Annotated in this window: 24 protein-coding genes and 1 pseudogene; 19 read left to right on the forward strand and 6 right to left on the reverse strand. The window is 71.6% G+C overall.

What is annotated here, in order from left to right; translation table 11 throughout:
• Positions 1–10 precede the first annotated feature (10 nt).
• Positions 11–214, reverse strand: coding sequence for a hypothetical protein (locus B7C62_27185; protein ARF75524.1), 204 nt, complete (start codon positions 212–214; stop codon positions 11–13).
• A 10-nt stretch (positions 215–224) separates the two neighbouring features.
• Positions 225–908, reverse strand: a complete 684-nt coding sequence (locus B7C62_27190; GenBank protein ARF75525.1) for a 2-phospho-L-lactate guanylyltransferase — start codon at positions 906–908, stop codon at positions 225–227.
• A gap of 160 nt (positions 909–1,068) precedes the next feature.
• Between B7C62_27190 and B7C62_27195 the strand changes: the two genes are divergently transcribed.
• Genes B7C62_27195 through B7C62_27205 form a run of 3 tightly spaced genes read left to right on the forward strand, consistent with a single transcriptional unit; the run spans position 1,069 to position 4,038 of the window.
• Positions 1,069–1,821, forward strand: coding sequence for a 1-acyl-sn-glycerol-3-phosphate acyltransferase (locus tag B7C62_27195; GenBank protein ARF75526.1), 753 nt, complete (start codon positions 1,069–1,071; stop codon positions 1,819–1,821).
• On the forward strand, positions 1,818–2,828 hold the full coding sequence (locus tag B7C62_27200; protein ID ARF75527.1) for a glycerol-3-phosphate dehydrogenase: 1,011 nt from the start codon (positions 1,818–1,820) through the stop codon (positions 2,826–2,828). The genes B7C62_27195 and B7C62_27200 overlap by 4 nt, the downstream gene beginning before the upstream one ends.
• Positions 2,829–2,862: 34 nt before the next feature.
• Positions 2,863–4,038 carry a D-alanine--D-alanine ligase A gene (locus tag B7C62_27205; protein ID ARF75528.1) on the forward strand — a complete coding sequence of 392 codons (1,176 nt, stop codon included), beginning with the start codon at positions 2,863–2,865 and terminating at the stop codon, positions 4,036–4,038.
• A gap of 203 nt (positions 4,039–4,241) precedes the next feature.
• Here the strand turns inward: B7C62_27205 and B7C62_27210 are convergent, their stop codons facing one another.
• Positions 4,242–4,475 (reverse strand): AsnC family transcriptional regulator, encoded by a 234-nt coding sequence (locus B7C62_27210; GenBank protein ARF75529.1) that lies wholly within the window; start codon positions 4,473–4,475, stop codon positions 4,242–4,244.
• Positions 4,476–4,715: 240 nt separating this feature from the next.
• Here B7C62_27210 and B7C62_27215 point away from each other — a divergent pair, with 240 nt between their 5' ends.
• Together B7C62_27215 and B7C62_27220 are read left to right on the forward strand one after the other, a co-directional pair.
• The gene (locus B7C62_27215; GenBank protein ID ARF75530.1) at positions 4,716–5,687 is read left to right on the forward strand and encodes a thiamine-phosphate kinase; all 972 of its coding nucleotides are present in this window, start codon (positions 4,716–4,718) and stop codon (positions 5,685–5,687) included.
• A 94-nt stretch (positions 5,688–5,781) separates the two neighbouring features.
• A complete protein-coding gene (locus B7C62_27220) occupies positions 5,782–6,591 on the forward strand; it encodes a bifunctional hydroxymethylpyrimidine kinase/phosphomethylpyrimidine kinase (protein ARF75531.1) in 810 nt (269 codons plus the stop codon).
• 112 nt (positions 6,592–6,703) lie between these two features.
• Here the strand turns inward: B7C62_27220 and B7C62_27225 are convergent, their stop codons facing one another.
• Positions 6,704–6,889 carry a 50S ribosomal protein L28 gene (locus tag B7C62_27225; GenBank protein ARF75532.1) on the reverse strand — a complete coding sequence of 62 codons (186 nt, stop codon included), beginning with the start codon at positions 6,887–6,889 and terminating at the stop codon, positions 6,704–6,706.
• A gap of 256 nt (positions 6,890–7,145) precedes the next feature.
• On the opposite strand from B7C62_27225, the gene B7C62_27230 reads away from it, so the two are divergent.
• From B7C62_27230 to B7C62_27270, 9 genes are all read left to right on the forward strand, one after another.
• Positions 7,146–8,876 (forward strand): dihydroxyacetone kinase, encoded by a 1,731-nt coding sequence (locus B7C62_27230; GenBank protein ARF75533.1) that lies wholly within the window; start codon positions 7,146–7,148, stop codon positions 8,874–8,876.
• A gap of 58 nt (positions 8,877–8,934) precedes the next feature.
• Positions 8,935–11,142 carry an ATP-dependent DNA helicase RecG gene (locus tag B7C62_27235; GenBank protein ARF75534.1) on the forward strand — a complete coding sequence of 736 codons (2,208 nt, stop codon included), beginning with the start codon at positions 8,935–8,937 and terminating at the stop codon, positions 11,140–11,142.
• A 214-nt stretch (positions 11,143–11,356) separates the two neighbouring features.
• A complete protein-coding gene (locus B7C62_27240) occupies positions 11,357–11,941 on the forward strand; it encodes a 16S rRNA (guanine(966)-N(2))-methyltransferase RsmD (protein ARF75535.1) in 585 nt (194 codons plus the stop codon).
• Positions 11,938–12,447 carry a pantetheine-phosphate adenylyltransferase gene (locus B7C62_27245; GenBank protein ARF75536.1) on the forward strand — a complete coding sequence of 170 codons (510 nt, stop codon included), beginning with the start codon at positions 11,938–11,940 and terminating at the stop codon, positions 12,445–12,447. Before B7C62_27240 ends, B7C62_27245 begins: the two co-directional genes overlap by 4 nt.
• A gap of 116 nt (positions 12,448–12,563) precedes the next feature.
• A complete protein-coding gene (locus B7C62_27250; GenBank protein ARF75537.1) occupies positions 12,564–13,688 on the forward strand; it encodes a cell division initiation protein in 1,125 nt (374 codons plus the stop codon).
• Between the two features lie 235 nt (positions 13,689–13,923).
• Positions 13,924–14,532, forward strand: a complete 609-nt coding sequence (locus B7C62_27255; GenBank protein ID ARF75538.1) for a hypothetical protein — start codon at positions 13,924–13,926, stop codon at positions 14,530–14,532.
• 2 nt (positions 14,533–14,534) lie between these two features.
• Positions 14,535–14,708, forward strand: a complete 174-nt coding sequence (locus B7C62_27260; protein ID ARF75539.1) for a 50S ribosomal protein L32 — start codon at positions 14,535–14,537, stop codon at positions 14,706–14,708.
• Between the two features lie 19 nt (positions 14,709–14,727).
• A complete protein-coding gene (locus tag B7C62_27265; protein ARF75540.1) occupies positions 14,728–15,552 on the forward strand; it encodes a ribonuclease III in 825 nt (274 codons plus the stop codon).
• A 109-nt stretch (positions 15,553–15,661) separates the two neighbouring features.
• Positions 15,662–16,522, forward strand: coding sequence for a DNA-formamidopyrimidine glycosylase (locus tag B7C62_27270; GenBank protein ARF75541.1), 861 nt, complete (start codon positions 15,662–15,664; stop codon positions 16,520–16,522).
• On the opposite strand, the gene B7C62_27275 is transcribed toward B7C62_27270, so the two are convergent.
• A complete protein-coding gene (locus B7C62_27275; GenBank protein ARF75542.1) occupies positions 16,495–16,881 on the reverse strand; it encodes a transcriptional regulator in 387 nt (128 codons plus the stop codon). The genes B7C62_27270 and B7C62_27275 overlap by 28 nt on opposite strands.
• Positions 16,882–16,951: 70 nt before the next feature.
• Positions 16,952–17,956, reverse strand: coding sequence for an SCP-like extracellular (locus tag B7C62_27280; protein ID ARF75543.1), 1,005 nt, complete (start codon positions 17,954–17,956; stop codon positions 16,952–16,954).
• 170 nt (positions 17,957–18,126) lie between these two features.
• On the opposite strand from B7C62_27280, the gene B7C62_27285 reads away from it, so the two are divergent.
• The 5 genes and pseudogenes from B7C62_27285 to B7C62_27305 all read left to right on the forward strand — a co-directional run bounded on the left by B7C62_27285 (position 18,127) and on the right by B7C62_27305 (position 24,960).
• Positions 18,127–18,408, forward strand: coding sequence for an acylphosphatase (locus B7C62_27285; GenBank protein ID ARF75544.1), 282 nt, complete (start codon positions 18,127–18,129; stop codon positions 18,406–18,408).
• A gap of 130 nt (positions 18,409–18,538) precedes the next feature.
• Positions 18,539–18,742, forward strand: a pseudogene (locus tag B7C62_27290) (hypothetical protein).
• Positions 18,743–18,857: 115 nt separating this feature from the next.
• Positions 18,858–19,070 carry a hypothetical protein gene (locus tag B7C62_27295; protein ID ARF75545.1) on the forward strand — a complete coding sequence of 71 codons (213 nt, stop codon included), beginning with the start codon at positions 18,858–18,860 and terminating at the stop codon, positions 19,068–19,070.
• A gap of 376 nt (positions 19,071–19,446) precedes the next feature.
• Positions 19,447–23,313, forward strand: coding sequence for a chromosome segregation protein SMC (locus B7C62_27300; protein ARF75546.1), 3,867 nt, complete (start codon positions 19,447–19,449; stop codon positions 23,311–23,313).
• A gap of 228 nt (positions 23,314–23,541) precedes the next feature.
• Entirely contained in the window at positions 23,542–24,960 is a 1,419-nt protein-coding gene (locus tag B7C62_27305) for an MFS transporter (GenBank protein ARF75547.1), read from the forward strand.

A 24,960-nucleotide genomic window follows, 5' to 3' on the forward strand; every position in this document is an offset into this window, starting at 1 on the left:
GGGGCGTCTCCTAGAACGTCTGCAACGTCACCAGGGTGATCCGCAGACCGGCCCCCGTGCCCTCGCCCTCGATCCGCACCCGCTGCCCCGGACGCAGCAGCAGCAGGCCGCCCGCGTCGAAGGCCGGGGCGTCGAACTCCACCGGGGTGCCGTCGTCCAGCAGCACGCTGCCGGTACGGGTCTCGGGGTCGTACGTGTACGAGGTCGCCTGCATGGGCGGCAGCCTATCGGCCCGGGGCGCGGCAGAGCGCCGAGCAGACCCGCCCGGTGTGCGGGCCCGTCCCGAGGGCCAGGGCCACCGTGAGGTCCTCGCCCGTATCCACGTCCCGGCGCACCGAGTCGACACCGGGCAGCGCTATTTCCACCGCCCCCGAAGCCAGATGCCGGGCGGCCGACCGCCCGCCGAAAGCCGGGCGCAATTCCGTACCCCCGCCGCAGGACAGAAATGTCGTCCCGATTCCCGCCGCGTCCCGGAGAAATGCGCGAGGAAAAGCGGAGGCAAAATCGAGCACCCGAGCCAATTCCGCGGGGCGCAGCGCCGGCAGATCCGCGTTCAGAGCGGCCACCGGGGCGCCGGGCGCGAGGGCCCGCACCGAGCGGGCCCCGTACGCCAGCGCCGCGTTGAGCCCGGCCGCCGGGACGTCCGCCACGATCCGCGCGCCGAGCGCCGAAAGGGCCGCCCCCGCCGCCGCGTCGTCCGTGACGACCACCACATCCCGCACCCGGGCACAGGAGAGCGCCGCGGCCACCGTGTCCTGGGCGAAGGCCAGGGCGAGGCGGGGCCGCGCGGGCTCGCCCGCCGCCCGGCCCAGGCGGCTCTTGGCCCGTGCGAGCGGTTTGAGCGGAACGACCAGGGACCAGGACGCCGCCGGATCGGTGTTCGTGGCGATCTCCCCCTCCGTACGCAGGAGGACTTATTCTCGCCTGCCGGTACGACAACCCGGAGGACCGGGCCCGAAAGTGAGGCGTACGGTGTTCTCGACAGAGGAGGGGCCTGGGGCGAGACTTGACCGTCAGTAGCCGACAACAGGTCGAGTTCCGATGAGGTCCTTAGAGGAAGGTGTCCGAGTGTCCCGCCGCAGAATCGGCTTCTGGTACCGCCTGGCGGCGGTTATCGCCAAGCCGCCATTGGTGGTTCTGTTCAAGCGCGACTGGCGGGGGATGGAGCACATTCCGGCCGACGGCGGATTCATCAGTGCCGTCAACCACAACTCCTATCTGGACCCGCTCTCCTACGGCCACTTCCAGTACAACACCGGACGCGTGCCCCGGTTCCTGGCGAAGGCGGGCCTCTTCCGCACCCCCTTCGTCGGGATGATGCTGCGCGGCACCGGCCAGATCCCCGTCTACCGCGAGACGACCAACGCCCTGGACGCCTTCCGGGCCGCCGTCGAGGCCATCGAGCGCGGCGAGTGCGTCGCCTTCTACCCCGAGGGCACCCTCACCCGCGACCCGCGGATGTGGCCGATGGCGGGCAAGACCGGCGCCGCCCGCGTCGCGCTGATGACCAGGGCCCCGGTCATCCCCGTCGCCCAGTGGGGCGCCAACCAGGTGATGCCGCCGTACGCCAAGGAGAACAAGCTCCGGCTGTTCCCCCGCAAGACCCTCCAGGTGCAGGCCGGACCGCCCGTCGACCTCAGCCGTTTCTACGACGTCGAGCCGACGCCCGAGGTGCTGCGCCAGGCCACCGAGGTCATCATGGCCGCGATCACCCGGCAGCTGGAGGACGTACGCGGGGAGAAGGCCCCCGCCGAGCTCTACGATCACCGCAAAGCCCGCGCTGAACAACGGCGCAGGGCGCAGGGAAAGGGAACCACGTGACGCACCCCGTAAAAGCAGCCGTCTTCGGAACCGGCTCATGGGGTACGGCGTTCGCCGTGATCCTCGCCGACGCGGGCTGCGAGGTCACCCTGTGGGGCCGCCGCGCCGAGGTCGCCGAGGCCGTCAACACCACGCACACCAACCCGGACTACCTGCCGGGCATCGAGCTCCCCGGCACCATCCGCGCCACCACCGACCCCGCCGAGGCGCTGCGCGGGGCCGAGTTCGCCTTCCTGGTCGTACCGTCCCAGACCCTGCGCGCCAACCTCGCCGACTGGGCCCCCCACCTGGAGCCGGACACCGTCCTGGTCTCCCTGATGAAGGGCGTCGAGCTGGGCACCGCCGAGCTGATGAGCGAGGTGATCGCGGACGTCACCAAGGTCTCCGCCGACCGCATCGCCGTCGTCTCCGGCCCCAACCTCGCCAAGGAGATCGCCGAGCGCCGCCCCGCCGCCGCCGTCGTCGCCTGCGCCGACGAGTCCGTCGCCCAGCGCCTCCAGGCCGCCTGCCACACCCCGTACTTCCGGCCCTACACCAACACCGACGTGGTGGGCTGCGAGCTCGGCGGCGCCGTGAAGAACGTCATCGGCCTCGCCGTCGGCATCGCGGACGGCATGGGCCTCGGCGACAACACCAAGGGCTCCCTCATCACCCGGGGCCTGGCCGAGACCACCCGCCTGGGCGTGGCCATGGGCGCCGACCCGCTGACGTTCTCCGGACTCGCGGGCCTGGGCGACCTGGTGGCCACCTGCTCCTCGCCGCTCTCGCGCAACCACACCTTCGGCACCAACCTCGGCCGGGGCATGACGCTCCAGGAGACGATCGCCGTCACCAAGCAGACCGCCGAGGGCGTCAAGTCCTGCCAGTCGGTCCTGGACCTGGCCCGTCGGCACGGGGTCGACATGCCCATCACGGAGACGGTCGTCTCGATCGTCCACGAGGGCAAGTCCCCGGTCGTCGCGGTGAAGGAGCTGATGTCGCGGAGCGCCAAGGCCGAGCGGCGCTGACTCCTCCTTTACCAGCAGGTACGCTCATCGCGATATGAGCAGCGAGAACCTCCCCCAGAGCCCTGAGCGCGCCGAGAGCCCTGAGCAGCAGCGCCGTAAGCCGCGTGTGGCCGTCGTGTTCGGCGGCCGCAGCTCCGAACACGGCATCTCGGTCGTCACGGCCGGCGCCGTCATGAAGGCCATCGACCGGACGAAGTACGACGTCCTGCCGATCGGCATCACGACGGACGGCCGCTGGGCGCTCACCGCCGACGAGCCCGAACGCATGGCCATCATCGACCGCAAGGTCCCCGACGTGGACCGGCTCGCCGAGTCCACCGAGGGCAGCGTGGTGCTCTCCGTGGACCCGGGCAGCCGCGAGGTCGTCTACAGCGAACCCGGCTCGGTGCCCAAGGCGCTCGGCGAGGTCGACGTGGTCTTCCCCGTGCTGCACGGCCCGTACGGGGAGGACGGCACCCTCCAGGGGCTGCTGGAGCTCTCCGGCGTGCCCTACGTCGGCGCGGGCGTCCTCGCCTCGGCCGTCGGCCAGGACAAGGAGTACATGAAGCGCGTCTTCCTCTCCTTCGGGCTGCCGGTCGGACCGTACGAGGTCGTCCGCCCCCGCGAGTGGGACCGCGACCCCGCCGCCGTACGCAAGCGGATCGTGGACTTCGCCAGTGAGCACGGCTGGCCGCTCTTCGTGAAGCCCGCCCGGGGCGGCTCCTCCATGGGCATCACCAAGGTCGACGGCCTCGAAGGGCTCGACGCGGCGATCGAGGAGGCCCGCCGCCACGACCCCAAGTTCCTCGTGGAGTCGCTGCTGCGCGGGCGCGAGATCGAGTGCGGCGTGCTGGAGTTCGAGGACGGGCCGCGCGCCAGCGTGCCCGCCGAGATCCCCCCGGTCACCGCGCACGAGTTCTACGACTTCGAGGCGAAGTACATCGACTCCGCCACCGGTCTGGTGCCCGCCCCGCTCACCGAGGAGCAGACCGCCGAGGTCCAGCGGCTCGCCGTCGCCGCCTTCGACGCCACCTCCTGCGAGGGGCTGGTGCGCGCCGACTTCTTCCTCACCGAGGACGGCACCTTCGTCATCAACGAGATCAACACCCTGCCGGGGTTCACCCCGATCTCCATGTATCCGCGCATGTGGCAGGAGAGCGGTGTGAGCTACCAGGAGCTGGTCGACCGGCTGATCCAGGCCGCGTTGACCCGCTCCACCGGACTGCGCTGAGAGACCCGGAAGGCCGGGACGGCGGTGGCCGTCCCGGCCTTCCGGCGTGGGCCGGTGCTCTCCATGGACCGGGGGCGCCGCGGACGTGGACAGGGGGGCGCCGCGGGGCAGTACGATCGCCCCGTCAGCGCGCGGAGGATCACGGTGCCGGGGCGGGGAACCGCGGTCGAGGGCCGCGCGTCCCGCGCGGTCCCGGACGGGGGTCAGAGGTGGACGACCGGACAGGTCAGGGTGCGCGTGATGCCGTCCACCTGCTGCACTTTGGCGACCACCATGCGGCCGAGCGCGTCGACCGTGTCGGACTGGGCCCGCACGATCACGTCGTACGGACCGGTGACGTCCTCTGCCTGGATGACTCCCGGAATCCTGGAGATGGTCTCGGCGACGATCGACGCCTTGCCCACCTCGGTCTGAATAAGGATGTACGCCTGTACCACGGAACCTCCAGGGCGGCCACGAGGATCATGTGGGGGAAAGGGACGCCACGTTATCGCGTTGCCGAGGGTGACGGGGAGACCTACGGGACGTGTGACGTCCACAGCGTGGCGTGCGGAGTGCGGAAGTTGACGTATCCCTTGACGGTACCGACGGTCCTCCTGACGGTACCGACAGCAGTGACGGCTCGCGACCGGGGGCCCGGACGGGTGTCCGGGGCGATAAAGGAGAGGTGAGACTCGGTGAAGGGAACCGTGGGCGAGTTGGGGGAGTTCGGGCTCATCAGAGAGCTCACGTCCCGGCTCACCACCACACCGGCGGTACGGCTGGGGCCCGGCGACGACGCCGCGGTCGTGGCCGCTCCCGACCGCAGGGTCGTGGCCAGTACGGACATCCTGCTGGAAGGGCGGCACTTCCGCCGCGACTGGTCGACGGCGTACGACGTCGGCCGCAAGGCGGCGGCCCAGAACCTCGCCGACATCGCGGCCATGGGCGCCGTGCCCACCGCGCTGCTCCTCGGCCTCGTCGTCCCCGCCGACCTCCCGGTCACCTGGGCCGCCGAACTGATGGACGGGCTGCGGGACGAGTGCCAGGTGGCGGGCGCGGCCGTCGTCGGCGGCGATGTGGTCGGCGGTGACACCATCACCGTCTCCATCACGGCCCTCGGCGACCTGCGCAACCACGAGCCGGTCACCCGCGCCGGCGCACGCCCCGGCGATGTCGTCGCCGTCACCGGCTGGCTCGGCTGGTCCGCCGCCGGGTACGCCGTGCTCTCCCGGGGCTTCCGCTCGCCCCGCGCCTTCGTCGAGGCCCACCGCCGCCCGGAGCCCCCGTATCACGCGGGCCCCGCCGCCGCCGGGCTCGGCGCCACCGCCATGACCGACGTCAGCGACGGGCTCGTCGCGGACCTCGGGCACATCGCGGAGGCCAGCAAGGTCCGTATCGACCTGCGCTCCGGCCTCATCGACATCCCCTCGCAGATGTCCGACATCGGCCAGGCCGTCGGCGTCGACCCGCTCCAGTGGGTGCTGACCGGGGGAGAGGACCACGCCATCGTGGCCACCTTCCCGCCGGACGCCAAGCTCCCCGCCCGCTGGAAGGTGATCGGCGAGGTCCTCAACCCCTCCGCGCTGCCCCAGGTCACCGTGGACGGCGCCCCCTGGACCAGCACGGGCGGCTGGGACCACTTCGGCGCCATCGAGGACACCTACTAGGGCGGCGCGGCCGGTCGGTCGCAGGGCTCACGCGTGGCCCTTTGGCGCACACGTGATCCCTTGGCGCACGCGTGCGCGTACTAGATTGCTGCGCATGCCCATACGTACCGCTGTACCGCCCCGCGTGCTCACCGTCGCCGGTTCCGACTCCGGCGGCGGTGCGGGGATTCAGGCCGACCTGAAGACCATGCTCGCCCTCGGTGTGCACGGCATGAGCGTGCTCACCGCCGTCACCGCACAGAACTCCCTCGGCGTCCAGGGCGCGTGGGAGCTTCCGGTGGACGCCGTACGCGCCCAGTACCGCAGCGTCGTCGACGACATCGGCGTCCAGGCGGTGAAGACCGGGATGCTCGCCTCGGCCGCGCTCGTGGAGACCGTCGCGGAACTCCTCGCCGGGACGGACGCCCCCGTGGTCGTCGACCCGGTCGGGGTCTCCAAGCACGGCGACGCGCTGCTCGCCGCCGAGGCGCTCGACTCCGTACGGACGAAGCTCCTGCCCGTCGCCACCGTGGCCACCCCGAACCTCGACGAGGTGGCCCAGCTCACCGGGGTCACGGTCACCGACGAGGGCGGGATGCGCCGGGCCGCCGAGGAGATCCTCGCGTTCGGGCCGCGCTGGGCGCTGATCAAGGGCGGCCACCTGCCGGGCGAGGCGGTGGACCTGCTCACCGACGGGAGCGCGGAGCACTGGCTGCGCGCCCCCCGGTACGACAACCGGCACACCCACGGCACCGGCTGCACCCTCGCCTCCGCCGTCGCCTCCGGGCTCGCGCTCGGTCAGGACGTGCCGACGGCGGTGGAGGGCGCGAAGGCGTACGTCACCGGCGCCATCCGCGCCGGATTCGCGCTCGGCGGCGGCATCGGCCCGGTCGACCACGGCTGGCGGACCCGGTCGGCCGGGTGATCGCCCTCCCGGCCGGCCGGCCGGGCACCGCCGGGTGAGCACAGCAAAAAGCCGGTCCACCGAGGTGGACCGGCTTTTCGGGCAACCGGAAGGCTGCGCTACGACGGAGACGTCAGCGCGCGACCTTGCCGGCCTTGATGCACGAGGTGCAGACGTTGAGCCGCTTCGGCGTCCGACCGACCACGGCACGCACGCGCTGGATGTTGGGATTCCAGCGACGGGACGTACGGCGGTGCGAGTGCGAAATGCTGTTGCCGAAGCTCGGCCCCTTGCCGCAAACGTCGCAGTTGGCAGCCACGGGTCACTCCAAAGACTTCAGATGCACTTACAGTGAATTCCGGCGCGCCGGAATCATTTGACTGAAGTGGCGGTACCGGAGGAATGGCCCGACTCTCATCGGGCAACCGGAGCAGCATACAACGCCTGCTCCGGAGATACGAAACTACCACGGGTCGGCCCACGGCCCTCCCGCCCCCTGTCCCTGCCCGGACCCCGGCAGGCGGGCTAACCTGCGGTGCAGCCCGTTGCCACGGCCGCTTCAAGGAGGACCATCGGTGCCGCAGCTCCCCGACGACCTGGACGCCGTCGCGGTGCGCACCTGGTGCTCACTGGCCCTGGAGGCCCTGGGCCGGGAGCGCGCGGAGATCGACGCGATCAACGTCTACCCCATCGCCGACGGGGACACCGGGACCAACCTCTATCTGACGCTCGAGTCCGCCGCTGCCGCCGTCGAAGCGGTCTTCGCCGCCCATGAGACCGGCACCACCACGCCCGCCACCGCCGACGCCGTACGCGCCATGGCGCACGGCGCCCTGATCGGCGCGCGCGGGAACTCCGGCACGATCCTGGCCCAGCTGCTGCGCGGTATGGCCGGGGTGCTCGCCGACGGCGGTGACGCGGCCCATCTGCGGCTCGCCCTGAGCCGGGCCGCCTCGGCCGCCCGGCAGGCCGTCGCCCACCCGGTGGAGGGCACGGTGCTGACCGTCGCCACGGCGGCGGCCGAAGCGGCGGAGGGCGAGGAGCGGGAGTTGCGCGCGGTGGTGAGCGCCGCGTACGAGGGCGCGCGCGCCGCCCTGGCGAGGACCCCGGAGCAGCTCGCCGTGCTCGGCCGGGCCGGGGTCGTGGACGCCGGGGGGCGCGGTCTGGTGGCGGTCCTGGGCGCGCTGGTGGAGGCGGTGACGGGGCAGGCTCCGGTTCGGGGGGCCCGCGCCGGTTCCGGTTCGGGCTCCGGTTCCGCTTCCGGTTCCGGGAAGGCGGCGCCCGTGGACGGCGGGTCGGTGGTGGGGCTGCCGGTGGGGGGCGTTCCGGTTCCGCTGGGCGGTGGGTCCGCCGAGGGGCCGCTCGACTGCCCCGAGGACGCCGGGGGAGGCGGGCCCGCCTTCGAGGTGATCTACCTCCTGGAGGCCCGTGACGAGCAGGTGGACCGGCTGCGCACCCGGCTCGACGCGCTCGGCGACTCCCTGGTCGTGGTGGGCGGCGACGGGCTCTGGCACGTCCACGTCCATGTCGACGACGCCGGGGCCGCCGTGGAGGCGGGCGTCGAGGCCGGGCGGCCGTACCGCATCCGGATCACCCACTTCGCCACCGAGAGCGGCCACGACGTCCGCGTCCAGGCCGAACCCGCCCAGCGCGCCGTCGTCGTCGTGGTCCCCGGCGACGGACTGGCCGGGCTCTGCACCGAGGCCGGTGCCACCACCGTGATCGCCCGCCCCGGCGAACCCCCCGCCAGCGGCGAACTGGTCGACGCCATCCGCCGCGCCCACGCCCGCGAGGTGGTGCTGCTGCCCAACGACGCGGCCCTGCGCCACACGGCCGCCGCCGCCGCCGAACAGGCCAGGACCGAGGGGGTCCGGGTCGCCCTCGTCCCCACCCGCGCCGCCGTCCAGGGCATCGCCGCCCTCGCCGTCCACGAGCCTGACCGGGGCTTCGACGAGGACGTGGTCGCCATGACGGCCGCCGCCGGGGCCACCCGCTACGCCGAACTGGCCGTCGCCGAGCACCAGTCGTGGACCATGGCGGGCATCTGCCAGGCCGGGGACATCCTCGGCCTGATCGACGGGGACGTGGCCGTGATCGGCGCCGACGTCCAGGGCACCGCCCGTACGGTGCTGGACCGGATGCTGGCGGCAGGCGGCGAACTGGTCACCCTGGTCCTCGGCGAGGACGTCCCGGACGCGCTCGCCGACGCGCTGGAGGAGCACGTACGCGAGGGCCATCTCGCCGTGGACACCGTGGTCTACCGGGGCGGCCACCAGCGCGCACCGCTGCTGATCGGCGTCGAGTAGGCGCCCCGCAGCCGCGCCCGGCGGACGGATGTCAGTGCCGTGGTGTGCAATGGATCGCGTGTCCTCGTTCGATGAACCTCTCAAGAAGCTGCTCGGCGGAGCCACCGCGAAGGTGATGGCCGAACACCTCGACCTGCACACGGTCGGTGATCTGCTGCACCACTACCCGCGGCGGTACGAGGAGCGCGGCAGGCTGACCGCGCTGGCCGACCTCCCGCTGGACGAGCACGTCACGGTGGTCGCCCAGGTCGCCGACGCCCGCATCCTGATGTTCAACAACGGCCGGGGCAAGCGCCTGGAGGTCACCCTGACCGACGGCAGCGGCCGTCTCCAGCTGGTCTTCTTCGGCCACGGCGTCCACAAGCCGCACAAGGAGCTCCTCCCGGGCCGCCAGGCGATGTTCGCGGGCAAGGTCTCCGTCTTCAACCGCAAGATGCAGCTCGCCCACCCCACGTACCAACTGCTCGACGCCTCCGACGCCGACGAGGCGACCGAGGCCGTGGACGCCTTCGCCGGACGGCTGCTGCCGATCTACCCCGCCTGCAAGCAGCTCGACTCCTGGCGCATCGCCAAGGCCGTGGACGCCGTCCTGCCCAGCGCGCGGGACGCGGTGGACCCGCTGCCCGCCTCCCTGCGCGAGGGGCGCGGCTTCACCCCGCTGCCCGAGGCCCTGCTCAAGGTGCACCGGCCGCAGACCAAGGCCGACATCGAGGATGCCAGGGCCCGGCTCAAGTGGGACGAGGCGTTCGTCCTCCAGGTCGCCCTGGCCCGCCGCCGGTACGCCGACACCCAGCTGCCCGCCGTCGCCCGCCGCCCCGTGGCCGACGGCCTGCTGGACGCGTTCGACGCCAAGCTGCCGTTCACCCTCACCGAGGGCCAGCAGAAGGTCAGCAAGGAGATCTTCGACGATCTGGCCACCGAGCACCCGATGCACCGCCTCCTCCAGGGGGAGGTGGGATCGGGGAAGACGATGGTGGCCCTGCGCGCCATGCTCGCCGTGGTCGACGCGGGCGGCCAGGCCGCGATGCTCGCCCCGACCGAAGTCCTGGCCCAGCAGCACCACCGCTCGATCACTGAGATGATGGGCGAGCTGGCGGAAGGCGGCATGCTGGGCGGCTCGGACCGGGGGACCAAGGTCGTGCTCCTCACCGGCTCCATGGGGACGGCCGCCCGCAGGCAGGCCCTGCTCGACCTGGTCACCGGCGAGGCCGGGATCGTCATCGGCACCCACGCCCTCATCGAGGACAAGGTCCAGTTCCACGATCTGGGCCTGGTCGTGGTGGACGAGCAGCACCGCTTCGGCGTCGAACAGCGCGACGCCCTCCGCTCCAAGGGCAAGCAGCCGCCCCACCTCCTCGTCATGACCGCCACCCCCATTCCCCGTACGGTCGCGATGACGGTCTTCGGCGACCTGGAGACCTCCGTCCTCGACCAGCTCCCGGCCGGCCGCTCCCCGATCGCCAGCCATGTCGTCCCCGCCAAGGACAAGCCGCACTTCCTCGCCCGCGCCTGGGAACGCGTCGCTGAGGAGGTGGAGAACGGCCACCAGGCGTACGTGGTCTGCCCCCGCATCGGGGACGAGGCCGAGGAGGACGGGAAGGGCGCGAAGAAGGCCAAGGCCACGAAGGCGGCCGAGGAGGACCCCGAGAAGCGGCCCCCGCTCGCCGTCCTGGAGGTCGCGGACGAGCTGCGGAAGGGCGCGCTGGCCGGGCTGGGCGTCGAGGTGCTCCACGGGCGGATGCACCCCGACGAGAAGGACGACGTGATGCGCCGGTTCGCCGCCGGGGACGTCCACGTCCTGGTCGCCACCACCGTCATCGAGGTCGGCGTCAACGTCCCCAACGCCACCGCCATGGTGATCATGGACGCCGACCGGTTCGGCGTCTCCCAGCTCCACCAGCTCCGCGGCCGGGTCGGCCGCGGCTCGGCCCCCGGGCTCTGCCTGCTGGTCAGCGAGGCCCACGAGGCGAGCCCCGCCCGCGCCCGCCTCTCCGCCGTCGCCGCCACCCTGGACGGCTTCGAGCTCTCCCGGATCGACCTGGAGCAGCGCCGCGAGGGCGATGTGCTCGGCCAGGCCCAGTCCGGGGTGCGCTCCTCGCTGCGGATGCTCACCGTCATCGACGACGAGGAGGTGATCGCCGCCGCCCGCGAGGAGGCCGTCGCGATCGTCGCCGCCGACCCGGAGCTGGAGCACCTGCCGGAGCTGCGCACGGTGCTGGCCGCGCTGCTGGACAAGGACCGGGAGGAGTATCTCGACAAGGGGTGAGCGCCCGGGGGCCGCCCTGCCGGTGCGGGCCGCACGCCATATCGTGGACGGACAGCCCGCACCCGGCTCGCGTACGGACGGCCCGTACCCGATCGCGTACGGGCGGCCGCACCCGGCTCGCGTACGGGCGGGCCCGTATCCACTCGCGTACGGGCGGCACGCGCCCACCGCGAGCCGTCTCCCGCACGCCCCCGACCCCGAGGACCCGACACCCATGACCCGCGTGATCGCCGGATCGGCCGGCGGACGCCGCCTGGCCGTACCGCCCGGCACCGGCACCCGCCCCACCTCCGACCGTGCGCGGGAGGGCCTGTTCTCCACCTGGGAAGCGCTGCTCGGCACCCTCGAAGGCATCCGGGTCGCCGACCTGTACGCCGGATCGGGCGCCGTCGGCCTCGAAGCGCTCTCCCGGGGCGCGGTGCACGCCCTGCTCGTCGAGGCGGACCAGAAGGCGGTGCGCACCGTCCGGGACAACGTCCGCACCCTCGGTCTGCCCGGCGCCGAGGTACGGACCGGCAGAGCCGAGCAGATCGTGACCGGACCGGCGCCCTCGGACCCGTACGACGTCGTCTTCCTGGACCCGCCGTACGCCGTCACCGACGACGATCTTCGCGAGATCCTGCTCACACTCCGTGCCCAGGGGTGGCTCACGGACGATGCGCTCGTCACCGTGGAACGCAGCACCCGGGGCGGAGAATTCGGCTGGCCCGCCGGATTCGAGCCACTGCGGGCCCGTCGCTACGGCGAGGGAACGCTTTGGTACGGTCGCGCCGCCGCTACGTGCGAAGACGCACGATGACCGGACCGGAGAGCGAGGGAATCACAGTGCGCCGCGCCGTCTGTCCGGGGTCTTTCGACCCCATCACCAACGGACATCTCGACATCATCGGACGAGCCTCGAAGCTGTACGACGTGGTGCATGTGGCGGTGATGATCAACCAGTCCAAGAAGGGGCTGTTCACCGTCGACGAGCGGATCGAGCTGATCCGCGAGGTCACCGCCGGCTTCGGCAACGTGGAGGTGGAGTCCTTCCACGGACTGCTGGTCGACTTCTGCAAGCAGCGGGAGATCCCGGCGATCGTGAAGGGCCTGCGGGCCGTCAGCGACTTCGACTACGAGCTCCAGATGGCCCAGATGAACAACGGCCTCTCGGGCGTCGAGACGCTCTTCGTACCGACCAATCCCACGTACAGCTTCCTGTCGTCCTCCCTGGTCAAGGAGGTCGCGACCTGGGGCGGCGATGTCTCCCACCTGCTGCCGCCCACGGTCCACGAGGCGCTCATAGAGCGTCTGGGCAAGCGCTGAACCCCTGACGGGCCGTCACCAGGTGTCGGACGGCCGCCGACTGGCCTTACAGTCGTCCCGTCCGTCTCCAACGGAGCAGCAGCTTCAACAGAGCAGCAGAGAGTGGCGAGCACACGGTGGACGTGCAGAAGAAGCTCGACGAGATCGTCGAAGCGGTCGGGAACGCCCGCGCCATGCCCATGTCGGCCTCGTGCGTGGTCAACCGCGCCGAGCTGCTCGCCATGCTCGAAGAGGTGCGCGAGGCCCTGCCCGGCTCGCTCGCCCAGGCCCAGGAGCTGATCGGCGGCCAGGAGCAGTTCGCCGAGCAGGCCCGGCAGGAGGCCGACCGGATCATCCGGTCCGCCCACGCCGAGCGCGCCTCCCTGATCGCCGAGACCGAGATCGCCCGCCGGTCGCAGAGCGAGGCCGACCGGATTCTCTCCGAGGCCCGCCGCGAGGCCGAGGAGGTCCGGGCCGAGGCCGACGACTACGTCGACAGCAAGCTCGCCAACTTCGAAGTCGTCCTCACCAAGACCATCGGCTCCGTGGACCGGGGCCGCGAGAAGCTGCTCGGCCGGGGCCGGGGCCTGGACGAGCAGGGCTACGAGGACCCCGACTTCACCGAGGCCCCCGAGCGCAGCGCCGACCCCGAGACGCTGAAGCAGCGGGCGGACGCGTACGTGGACGCCAAGTTCGGCGCCTTCGAGGCGGTGCTCGCCAAGACCCTGGAGGCGGTCGGCCGCGGCAGGCAGAAGCTGCACGGCCGGGTCGCCACCGACGATCTGGGCGCCCACATGGCCGCCCAGGACGCGGCGGGCGCCCAGGGCCACACCAGCGACGCCGACTATCTGGCCGGACTCGCCGAACTCGCCACCCCGGAGCCGCAGCAGGCGCCCCAGCAGCCCCTCTACCAGGAGCAGCAGCCCGCACAGGCCCCCGAGCCGGGCTACGCGCAGGCGGAGTACGGACAGGCCGAGTACGCGCAGGCGTCCTACGGCTACCAGGAGCAGCAGCAGCCCCACCAGCAGGTCCCGGACCCCTACGGCTACCAGCAGGTCCCGGACCCGTACGCGGCCTACCAGCAGCCCGCCTACGACCCGAACCAGTACCCGCCGCAGCCGCAGGGCCAGCCCGACTACGGCTGGCAGCAGCAGCCCCAGGTGCCCGCCCAGCAGAACCAGGGCGCGCTGGACGAGACCAGCCTCTTCGACACCAGCATGATCGACCTGGAGCAGCTGCGCCGCTACGAAGAGGGCCGCTGACCGACGGGGCCACCGGCCCGGGGCTGGGCCGATTGGGTGCTGAGCGGTCCGTCCAGTATCCTGAATCCTCGGTCGCGCATAGGTCCGCGATCTCGGCTGCCCGTTTCGCCCGGCGAAGCGGAGACGGTACGACTCGGGACCGGAGACGACCCTTCCCCTTCGCAGCGAGCACGACACCCATGATTCGAAAGCAGGAAACGCCCTGAACGGCCACCTCGACCACCGCAACCCTCTCGTGTTCGATACGCGCGAGCTGGGTCGGCGTCCCGGTGCCCTGAAGCGGCTCTCCCGCACGGTGGACGCACCCGGTTCACCGGTTCTCGGTATCGACGGCGTCATCGGTGTGCCGGAAGGCGCACCGCTGGAGCTGGACCTCCGGCTCGAATCGGTCATGGAAGGGGTGCTTGTCACAGGGACCGCCCGTGCGAGCGCCGAGGGGGAGTGCGTAAGGTGTCTGGAGCCGCTGACCGTCGAGGTCGACGCGGATTTCCAGGAGATGTTCTCGTACCCTGACGCCGATGACCGGGGCCGCCCTGCGGACCCGGCCGACGACGCGGAGGACGACGAGGACAGGTTCTTCCTCGAGGACGGCCTGTTCGACCTCGAGTCAGTGCTGCGTGACGCGGTAGTGCTCGCACTGCCCATGCAGCCGGTGTGCAAGGAGACCTGCGCCGGTCTGTGTTCCGAATGCGGAATCAGGCTGGACGAGAACCCGGGCCACCACCACGATGCCGTCGACATCCGTTGGGCGGCACTGCAAGGACTCGCCGAGACCGTTCAGGACGGCGAGAAGGACAACATGGGCGGCGCCGAACCGGGCGTCGACGAGAAGCAGGAGAAGTAGCCGTGGCTGTTCCGAAGCGGAAGATGTCGCGCAGCAACACGCGCCACCGCCGGTCGCAGTGGAAGGCTGCGGTCCCCACCCTGGTTTCGTGCGAGCGTTGCCAGGAGCCGAAGCTCCAGCACATTGCGTGCCCGAGCTGCGGCACCTACAACAAGCGCCAGGTCCTCGAGGTCTGAGCGGCTGGTGAGAGGCCCGATGTCTGAGTTGTCCAGCGCCAAGAAGCAGGCAGACAACGTCAACACAGCCTCGTCCCACACGCTTCTGGAAGGGCGGCTCGGGTATCACCTCGAGTCCGCCCTTCTGGTGCGTGCGCTGACCCACCGTTCGTACGCGTACGAGAACGGCGGTCTGCCCACCAACGAGCGGCTCGAGTTCCTCGGGGACTCGGTGCTCGGCCTGGTGGTCACGGACACGCTGTACCGCACCCACCCCGACCTGCCCGAAGGCCAGCTGGCCAAGTTGCGGGCCGCGGTGGTCAACTCGCGTGCGCTTGCGGAAGTGGGCCGCGGCCTCGAACTCGGCTCCTTCATCCGGCTCGGCCGCGGTGAAGAGGGCACGGGCGGCCGGGACAAGGCTTCCATCCTCGCCGACACCCTGGAAGCGGTGATCGGCGCGGTCTATCTCGACCAGGGCCTCGGCGCGGCCTCGGAGCTGGTCCACCGGCTCTTCGACCCGCTGATCGACAGGTCCTCCAACCTCGGCGCCGGCCTGGACTGGAAGACCAGCCTCCAGGAGCTCACCGCGAGCGAGAGCCTCGGAGTCCCCGAGTACCTCGTCACGGAGACCGGCCCGGACCACGAGAAGACCTTCACTGCTGCTGCTCGCGTCGGTGGTGTCTCGTACGGCACCGGCACCGGCCGTAGCAAGAAGGAAGCGGAGCAGCAGGCGGCCGAGTCCGCCTGGCGCGAGATCAGCGCCGCCGCCGAGGCACGGCAGGCCGCGGAGAAGTCCGCCGCCGACGGAGGGGCCGCCGACACCCCTGCCGAACCGTCGCCCGACACGGACGCCGCTCCGGCCTGAAGCAGCACGCCGAACCCCTCGGTGCCACGCGCACCGGGGGGTTCGTCCTGTCCCGGGGAGCCGGTCCCGTGCTCCCGTACTACCGTCGTCGTGTCTGGAGTGGTCCACCGTGCCCGAGCTGCCCGAGGTCGAAGTCGTACGCCGGGGCCTCGAGCGCTGGGTCAGCGGCCGGACCGTCACCGAGGTCGAGGTCCTGCACCCGCGCTCGGTCCGCCGCCACCTCGCGGGCGGCCCGGACTTCGCGGCCCGGCTGCGCGGGGTCCGGTTCGGTACGGCGATGCGGCGCGGCAAGTACCTCTGGGTGCCGATAGACGAGGCCGCCTCCTCGCTGCTGGGCCACCTCGGCATGAGCGGGCAGCTGCTGGTGCAGCCCACGGACGCGCCCGACGAGAAGCACCTGCGGATCAGGATGCGGTTCGACGACGCCCTCGGCACCGAGCTGCGCTTCGTCGACCAGCGCACCTTCGGCGGGCTCTCGCTCCACGACACCACCCCCGACGGGCTGCCCGACACCATCGCGCACATCGCCCGGGACCCGCTCGACCCGCTCTTCGACGACGCCGCGTTCCACACGGCCCTGCGTCTGCGCCGTACGACGGTCAAGCGCGCGCTCCTGGACCAGTCGCTGATCAGCGGGGTCGGCAACATCTACGCGGACGAGGCGCTCTGGCGCGCCAAGCTGCACTACGACCGGCCCACCGCCACCCTCACCCGTCCCAAGTCCGCCGAGCTGCTCGGCCACGCCCGGGACGTGATGAACGCGGCCCTCGCCCAGGGCGGCACCAGCTTCGACAGCCTCTACGTCAACGTGAACGGCGAGTCCGGCTACTTCGACCGCTCGCTCGACGCGTACGGCAGGGAGGGCGAGCCGTGCCGCCGCTGCGGGACGCCGATGCGCCGCCGCGCCTGGATGAACCGGTCCAGCTACTTCTGCCCGCGCTGTCAGCGCCCGCCGCGCGTCTCGTCGTAACGGCTCCGGGCGGTCAGCACGTCGTCCATCCGCCCCTCGACGAGACGGATCAGCCCGAGAAGCCGCTCCGCGACCTCGCGGCCGAGCGGGGTCAGCTCGTAGTCCACGCGCGGCGGGCTGACCGGCTGCGCCTCGCGCAGGACGAGCCCGTCCCGCTCCAGGGCGTGCAGGGTCTGGGAGAGCATCTTCTCGCTGACCCCGTCGACCCGGCGGCGCAGCGCGTTGAACCGGAGGCCCTCCTCGTACAGCGCGCCCAGCGTCAGGCTGCCCCAGCGCCCGGTGACATGCTCCAGCGTGGAGCGCGAGGGGCACTGCCGGGAGAAGACGTCGAAGGCGAGGTCGTCCGCGTCGCTGGCCATAGCAGCAGCTTACGGCGGGCGCCTGCGGCTTACGGGGGTGCCCGAGGCTTACGGGGAGTGCCCTTGCTGGTCAGAAGCCGAAGTTCTGGGTCCACCACGGGCCGCCGGAGCCCTCGTGGACGCCGATGCCGATCGTCTTGTAGTCGCAGTTGAGAATGTTCGCGCGGTGGCCGTCGCTGTTCATCCAGGCGGTCATCACGGCCTGGGCGTCGGCCTGGCCGCGCGCGATGTTCTCCGCGCCGAGCCCCTGCACACCGGCCTGGGCGGCCCGGTCCCACGGGGTGTCGCCGTCGGGGTCGGTGTGGTCGAAGAAGCCGCGGGCCGCCATGTCCTCGCTGAAGTTCTGGGCGAGCGAGGTGAGTGCGGTGCTGGTGGTCAGGGGGGAGCAGCCGACCTTCGCGCGCTCCTGGTTCACCAGGGCCAGCACCTCGGCGCGGGCGGAGGTGTCGGAGGGCGAGGGGGCGGGCTTCGTGGCGGACGGCGGGGCGACGGTCTTCTTCGGCGGCGCCGGGGTCCTGCTCGGCGGGGCGGTGCTCCTGTCCGGGGCCGGGGCCGCGGAGGGCGCCTTCGACTCCTGGGACGGCGCGGCGGCCGGCTTGCCCGAAGGGGGCGCGGAGGGCGAGGCCGACTTCGACGGGGTCTTCGACGCACCGGCGGAGGGCGCCTTCGACGCCTTCCCTGACGGGGTCTCGGACGTCTTGGCCGCCTCGGACGTTTCGGAGGGCGTCTTCGACGGGGCCTGGGGGCGCTCGCTGCCCCGGCTGGCGGGGGTGGCGGACCGGTCGGCCGGGGCGGTGGTGGAGCCGCCCTGCTGGGTCAGGAGGTCGGGGGCGCCGCCGGAGCGCACCTGGTCGGCCGCGGTGGCGCCGCCCGAGGTGTAGGTGTCGCCGCCGGGGAGCAGCCCCGAGGCGACGGCGACCGCGCCGACCGCCATCGCGGCCGACGCACCGAGGAGTCCGGTGCGCACGGGCACGGCGGACTTCTTCTTCCGGCGCGTGCCCCGGTGGCCCGAAGCCGTTTTGGCCGCGGGTTCTTCAGCGGCGGGGCCTGCGGCGGATCGTCGGTGGCGTCCCATGCGCTGTGCCTTCCTGATGCTCCGGACGTCGCAGCGACGTCACCCGATTAGCCGGTCGATCTTCGTCTCACTGCTCACCCGATCGAGTGAGGCTATTGCGACGGGACTGTACGCCATGGGTCAAAGGGGCCGCCGTGCTCTTGGAGCAATTGGCCCGTTAGCGTTCGGGCATGAACGAAGATGCACGCCTGGTCGTCTGGGTACGCGGCCGAGTACAGCAAGTAGGGTTCCGCTGGTTCACCAGGGCAAACGCTTTGGAGATCGGTGGACTCGTGGGCTTTGCACTTAATCTCGACGACGGCCGGGTACAGGTGGTGGCCGAGGGATCGCGTGACAATTGCCACCGTCTGCTGGATTGGCTGCGCTCCGACGACACTCCCGGGCGCGTGGACGGAGTCACTGAGATCTGGGACACCCCGCGCGGCGGTTACGACGGATTCGCCATCCGCTGATCACGCGCCGGTACGGGCTCGCGCCGGCGCTCCCGATCCGTTCGGTGAGCGCGCCGGAGCGAACGGTCACGGACCGGCCCGGCGGACCCCCGCACCCGAAATGACCTGCGAAGGGACCGCGCGGCGACCGATGGTTGCCAGATGCGGGATGTCGTGCAAGGCTGCGGCATTGACGAAGATCTCCACACCCGTCGGGGTCCCGCAGGAGAGTCGCGCCGCATGATCGTCCGGCCGCGCGCCCCCGGGACACCTGGCTCCACGGGGTGTGATCGTGTTGACCGTCAAACTTTTTGGTGAGACGCTGAAAACCCCGCGCACCTTAGCTGTTCGGTAGAGCTGATATGCAGCAGAACCGCAGTGGTGACAGAGCCCTGCCGAGCACCGCGGGTGCGATCCCCTGACGACCCACACCGCATCGGTCGGTCACTCATTGTGGAGGACCATCCATCATGGCAAAGGCGCTTCTCGGTTACGTCGGCGGTTCCGACCCGCGACTCCTCGCCGAGATGCGACGGCTCCAGCAGCGCGTCCAGGACCTGGAATCCGAGCTCAACCGCATCCAGGACGAGAACGACGCGCTCAACGCCGCCGCTCAGCACCAGGAGTCGTTGCTCGACAGCATCGACATCGACGTACCCCAGGGCGAGCCTGCGCTGACCTGACCGGTGGCCCGTCATCGGGCCGGTCGGGCCGGGCATGCTCAGCAGCCTCGGAACATCTTCACGTCTCCGATCCGTCCTGCGTCACGGATCGCCGTCCCCGGAAGGCCGGGCCCCTGAAGCGACAGGGCCGCCCCATGTCCGGATACAGCGGCAACGCACTGCCCGGTTGCCGTGGCGATGCGTCGTGCAGGACCGCACCAAGATCCACAGGGACGCCTCGGCGTCCCTTTTTCTTTGCCTCGGACTCCTCCGGCTCCTCGGGCTCCCCGACCCCCGGCCTCCGGGCCCCTGCCTCGCCCTGACCCCCTCACTCAACGTCTGATGTGCCCTGCACCTTCGTCACCGAAACCGAGAGGGAAAGGTAGAGTCCGGCGGCGTGCACCTCAAGGCCCTGACCCTGCGTGGTTTCAAATCGTTCGCGTCCGCCACCACCCTGCGGTTCGAACCGGGGATCACCTGTGTCGTCGGCCCCAACGGGTCGGGAAAGTCCAATGTGGTGGACGCCCTCTCCTGGGTCATGGGAGAACAGGGAGCCAAATCCCTGCGCGGCGGCAAGATGGAAGACGTGATCTTCGCCGGGACGACCGGGCGGCCCCCGCTCGGCCGCGCCGAAGTGTCGCTGACCATCGACAATTCCGATGGCGCATTGCCCATCGAGTACGCCGAAGTCACGATCACCCGGATCATGTTTCGCAATGGCGGCAGCGAATACCAGATCAATGGCGACACCTGTCGGCTGCTCGACATCCAGGAACTCCTCTCCGATTCCGGTATCGGCCGCGAGATGCACGTCATCGTCGGCCAGGGCCAGCTGGACTCCGTCCTGCACGCCGACCCGATGGGCCGCCGGGCCTTCATCGAGGAGGCCGCGGGCGTCCTCAAGCACCGCAAGCGGAAAGAGAAGGCGCTGCGGAAGCTGGACGCGATGGGCGCCAACCTGGCCCGCGTCCAGGACCTCACCGACGAACTGCGCCGCCAGCTCAAGCCGCTCGGCCGGCAGGCCGCCGTCGCCCGCCGGGCCGCCGTCATCCAGGCCGACCTGCGCGACGCCCGGCTCCGCCTCCTCGCGGACGACCTGACGACCCTGCGGGACGCCCTGCGCGACGAGGTCGCGGACGAGGCCGAGCTGAAGAAGCGGAAGGACGCGGCGGAGGCCGAACTGAAGGCGGCCCTCGCCCGGGAGGCGGAGCTCGAAGGAGAGGTGCGTCGGCTAGCGCCCCGGCTCCAGCGCGCCCAGCAGACCTGGTACGAGCTGTCGCAGCTGGCCGAGCGGGTACGCGGCACGGTCTCCCTGGCCGACGCCCGGGTCCGCAGCGCCACCGAGGCCCCCGCCGAGGAGCGCCGGGGCCGCGACCCCGACGACCTGGAGCGCGAGGCCGCCCGCATCCGTGAGCAGGAGGCGGAGCTGACAGCGGCCTTGGAGGCGGCCGAACACGCGCTGGAGGACACCGTCGCCCACCGCGCCGACCTGGAGCGCGAACTCGCCGCCGAGGAGCGCCGGCTCAAGGACGCCGCCCGCGCCATCGCGGACCGGCGCGAAGGGCTGGCCCGGCTCAGCGGCCAGGTCAACGCGGCCCGCAGCCGGGCCGGTTCGGCGCAGGCCGAGATCGACCGGCTGGCAGCCTCCCGCGACGAGGCCCAGGAGCGCGCGCACACCGCCCAGAAGGAGTACGAGCAGCTCAAGGCCGAGGTCGACGGGCTGGACGCGGACGACGAGGAGCTGACCGCCCGCCACGAGGAGGCCAAGCAGGCGCTCGCCGGGGCCCAGGCCGCCCACAGCGCCGCCCGCGAGGAGGCGACGGCCGCCGAGCGCAGGCGGGCGGCCGTCGCAGCGAGGCACGAGGCGCTGGCCCTGGGGCTGCGCCGCAAGGACGGCACGGGCGCGCTGCTCGGCGCCCGGGACCATCTGGCCGGACTGCTGGGCCCGGCCGCCGAACTGCTCACCGTCCAGCCCGGCTACGAGATCCCGGTCGCCGCGGCCCTCGGCGCGGCGGCGGACGCGGTGGCGGTCCGCGACCCGGCCACGGCCGCCGAGGCGATCCGGCTGCTGCGCGACCGGGACGCGGGCCGCGCGGCGATGCTGCTGGCGGGTGCGGGTGGCTCTCCCGACGCGGCGGGCGTCGGCCACGTACCGGGGCAGCCCGGTGCCGCAGACCCGGAGGCCCCTCACGTACCGGAGCAGGGTCGAGAGCACGTACAGGAGACGGCCTCCGGCCCGCTGCCCGGTCAGGGCGGCGCACCCGGCGGTACGGAGACCGGGGCCGAGCCGCACCGGACGGGGAACGGGGTCGAGCCGCACCGGACGGAGGCCGGGACCGATCCCCATCGGACGGAGACCGGGACCGAGCCGCACCGGACCGGGCCGCACCGGGCCGAGCCGCACCGGACCGAGCCCGGGGCCGAGCCCCACCGCCGTACCGGGAGCGTCGCCCTCACCACCGACGCCCCCGCCGTCGCCGACCTGGTCAGCGGTCCCGTGTCCCTCATGGCTGCCGTACGTCGCCTCGTCCGGGACACCGTCGTCGTCCCCGCCCTGGAGGACGCCGAGGCGCTCGTGGCCGCGCACCCGGAGCTGACCGCCGTGACCGGTGAAGGAGACGTGCTCTCCGCCCACTTCGCGCATGGTGGGTCCGCCGGGGCGCCGAGCCTCCTGGAGGTGCAGGCATCCGTGGACGAGGCCGCCGCCGAGCTGGCCGAGCTCGTCGTGCGGTGCGAGGAGCTGGCGCAGGCCCAGCGGCTGGCGGGGGAGCGGCGTAAGGAAGGGGCCGCGCTCGTCGAGGAGCTGGGGGAGCGGCGGCGGGCGGCCGAGCGGGAGAAGTCCGGTGTCGCGCAGCAGCTCGGCCGGCTCGCCGGGACGGCCCGGAGCGCGGCGGGCGAGGCCGAGCGGATGACCGCGTCCGCCGCCCGCGCCCAGGAGGCCCTGGAGCGGGCGGTGGCGGAGGCCGAGGAGCTGGCCGAACGGCTGCTGGTGGCCGAGGAGGCGCCGGTCGAGGAGGAGCCCGACACCTCCGTACGGGACCGGCTCGCCGCCGACGGGGCCAACGCCCGCCAGACCGAGATGGAGGCCCGGCTCCAGGCCCGTACGCACGAGGAACGCGTCAAGTCGCTGGCCGGGCGCGCCGACGGGCTCGACCGGGCGGCCAGGACCGAACGCGAAGCCCGCGCCCGCGCCGAGCAGCGCCGGGCCCGGCTGCGCCACGAGGCGGCCGTGGCCTCCGCCGTCGCCTCGGGCGCCCGTCAGCTGCTGGCGCACGTCGAGGTGTCCCTCGTACGGGCCGACCAGGAGCGCACGTCGGCCGAGGCCGCCAAGGGGGAGCGGGAGCGCGAGCTGGCCGCCGAGCGGGGCCGGGGCCGTGATCTCAAGGGCGAGCTGGACAAGCTCACCGACTCCGTCCACCGGGGCGAGGTGCTCGGCGCCGAGAAGCGGCTGCGGATCGAGCAGCTGGAGACGAAGGCCCTGGAGGAGCTCGGGGTGGAGCCCGCCGGGCTCATCTCCGAGTACGGCCCCGACCAGCCGGTGCCGCCGTCGCCGCCCGCCGAGGGCGAGGAGCTGCCGGAGGACCCGGAGCATCCCCGTAACCGGCCGAGGCCCTTCGTCCGCGCCGAACAGGAGAAGCGGCTGCGGTCGGCCGAACGGGCGTACCAGCAACTCGGGAAGGTGAATCCGCTCGCCCTGGAGGAGTTCTCGGCGCTGGAGGAACGGCACAAGTTCCTCTCCGAGCAGCTCGAAGACCTGAAGAAGACACGGGCCGATCTGCTCCAGGTGATCAAGGAGGTCGACGAGCGGGTCGAGCAGGTGTTCACGGAGGCGTACCGGGACACCGCCCGCGAGTTCGAGGGCGTCTTCGCCCGGCTCTTCCCCGGTGGTGAGGGGCGGCTGATCCTGACCGACCCGGACAACATGCTGGCCACCGGAGTGGACGTCGAGGCCCGCCCGCCGGGCAAGAAGGTCAAGCGGCTCTCCCTGCTCTCGGGCGGTGAGCGGTCCCTGACGGCCGTGGCGCTGCTGGTCTCCATCTTCAAGGCCCGGCCGAGCCCCTTCTATGTGATGGACGAGGTCGAGGCCGCGCTCGACGACACCAACCTCCAGCGGCTGATCCGGATCATGGAGGAGCTCCAGGAGAGCTCCCAGCTGATCGTCATCACCCACCAGAAGCGGACGATGGAGGTCGCCGACGCGCTGTACGGCGTCTCCATGCAGGGTGACGGCGTGTCGAAGGTGATCAGCCAGCGGCTGCGCTGACCCCGGATCACGCAACGGCCGACTTTTTACCGAATCATCAGATGGTCGACGCACCTTTTGTTCGCACCTGGGTACACGTCGCTGCGGCCCGCTGTTTGACTTCGATTCTTGAACACATAACCTCTGCAAAGTCGTTTTCACCTTCAAGTGGTGGCGGGCCGGATGTTGTGCCCCACTGAGAAGGCTCACCCCCCACGTCTGACTTGCGGCCAGGCATCAGGAGTTCACGTGACCAGCACAGCGCCCGAACCGGAGTCCGGAGCCCGAGCGGCTCATCCGGACCACCTCGGCCATGTCATCTTCATCACGGCGGCCGCGGCGATGGGCGGCTTCCTCTTCGGTTACGACAGTTCCGTCATCAACGGGGCCGTCGAAGCCATCCGCGACCGGTACGACATCGGCTCCGGGACGCTCGCCCAGGTCATCGCCATCGCGCTGATCGGCTGTGCGATCGGCGCCGCCACGGCCGGACGGATCGCGGACCGGATCGGCCGCATCCGCTGTATGCAGATCGCCTCGGTGCTCTTCACGGCCAGCGCCATCGGCTCCGCGCTGCCGTTCGCACTCTGGGACCTGGCGATGTGGCGCATCATCGGCGGCTTCGCCATCGGCATGGCCTCCGTCATCGGCCCGGCCTACATCGCGGAGGTCTCCCCGCCCGCCTACCGGGGCCGCCTCGGCTCCTTCCAGCAGGCCGCGATCGTCATCGGCATCGCCGTCTCCCAGCTGGTCAACTACACCGTCCTCCAGATCGCCGACGGCGACCAGCGCGGCAAGATCCTGGGCCTGGAGGCATGGCAGTGGATGCTCGGCGTGATGGTCGTCCCGGCCATCCTGTACGGGCTGCTCTCCTTCGTGATCCCCGAGTCCCCGCGCTTCCTCGTCTCGGTCGGCAAGAAGGCCCAGGCGCGCAAGGTCCTCGCGGAGGTCGAGGGCGAGGGGATCGACCTCGACGCCCGTGTGGCCGAGATCGAGACCGCCATGCACCGCGAACACAAGTCCTCCTTCAAGGACCTGCTCGGCAACCGCTTCTTCTTCCTGCCCATCGTCTGGGTCGGTATCGGCCTGTCGATGTTCCAGCAGCTCGTCGGCATCAACGTGGCCTTCTACTACTCGGCGACGCTGTGGCAGTCCGTGGGCATCGACCCGACCGACTCCTTCTTCTACTCGTTCACCACCTCGATCATCAACATCATCGGTACGGTGATCGCGATGATCCTGGTCGACCGGGTGGGGCGCAGGCCGCTCGCCCTCGTCGGCTCCGTCGGTATGGCGCTCGCGCTCGCCGTCGAGGCGTGGGCCTTCTCCGCCGACCTGGTGGACGGCAAGCTGCCCGAGACCCAGGGCATCGTCGCCCTGATCGCCGCGCACACGTTCGTGCTCTTCTTCGCCCTGTCGTGGGGCGTCGTCGTCTGGGTCTTCCTGGGCGAGATGTTCCCGAACCGGCTGCGGGCCGCCGCGCTCGGTGTCGCCGTGTTCGCGCAGTGGATGGCCAACTGGGCCATCACCGCGAGCTTCCCGAGCCTGGCCGACTGGAACCTCTCGGGGACGTACATCATCTACACCTGCTTCGCCGTGCTCTCCATTCCCTTCGTGCTCAAGTTCGTGAAGGAGACGAAGGGCAAGACCCTGGAGGAGATGGGCTGA

The sequence above is a fragment of the Kitasatospora albolonga genome, from assembly GCA_002082585.1.
GTDB classification, from domain to species: Bacteria; Actinomycetota; Actinomycetes; order Streptomycetales; family Streptomycetaceae; genus Streptomyces; species Streptomyces stephensoniae.

Coding starts and splice junctions, on each gene's coding strand:
- B7C62_27205 (ARF75528.1), top strand. CDS start 2,863: ATGAGCAGCGAGAACCTCCCCCAGAGCCCTGAGCGCGCCGAGAGCCCT.
- B7C62_27285 (ARF75544.1), top strand. CDS start 18,127: ATGAACGAAGATGCACGCCTGGTCGTCTGGGTACGCGGCCGAGTACAG.
- B7C62_27240 (ARF75535.1), top strand. CDS start 11,357: ATGACCCGCGTGATCGCCGGATCGGCCGGCGGACGCCGCCTGGCCGTA.
- B7C62_27280 (ARF75543.1), bottom strand. CDS start 17,956: ATGGGACGCCACCGACGATCCGCCGCAGGCCCCGCCGCTGAAGAACCC.
- B7C62_27275 (ARF75542.1), bottom strand. CDS start 16,881: ATGGCCAGCGACGCGGACGACCTCGCCTTCGACGTCTTCTCCCGGCAG.
- B7C62_27265 (ARF75540.1), top strand. CDS start 14,728: ATGTCTGAGTTGTCCAGCGCCAAGAAGCAGGCAGACAACGTCAACACA.
- B7C62_27220 (ARF75531.1), top strand. CDS start 5,782: ATGCCCATACGTACCGCTGTACCGCCCCGCGTGCTCACCGTCGCCGGT.
- B7C62_27295 (ARF75545.1), top strand. CDS start 18,858: ATGGCAAAGGCGCTTCTCGGTTACGTCGGCGGTTCCGACCCGCGACTC.
- B7C62_27245 (ARF75536.1), top strand. CDS start 11,938: ATGACCGGACCGGAGAGCGAGGGAATCACAGTGCGCCGCGCCGTCTGT.
- B7C62_27185 (ARF75524.1), bottom strand. CDS start 214: ATGCAGGCGACCTCGTACACGTACGACCCCGAGACCCGTACCGGCAGC.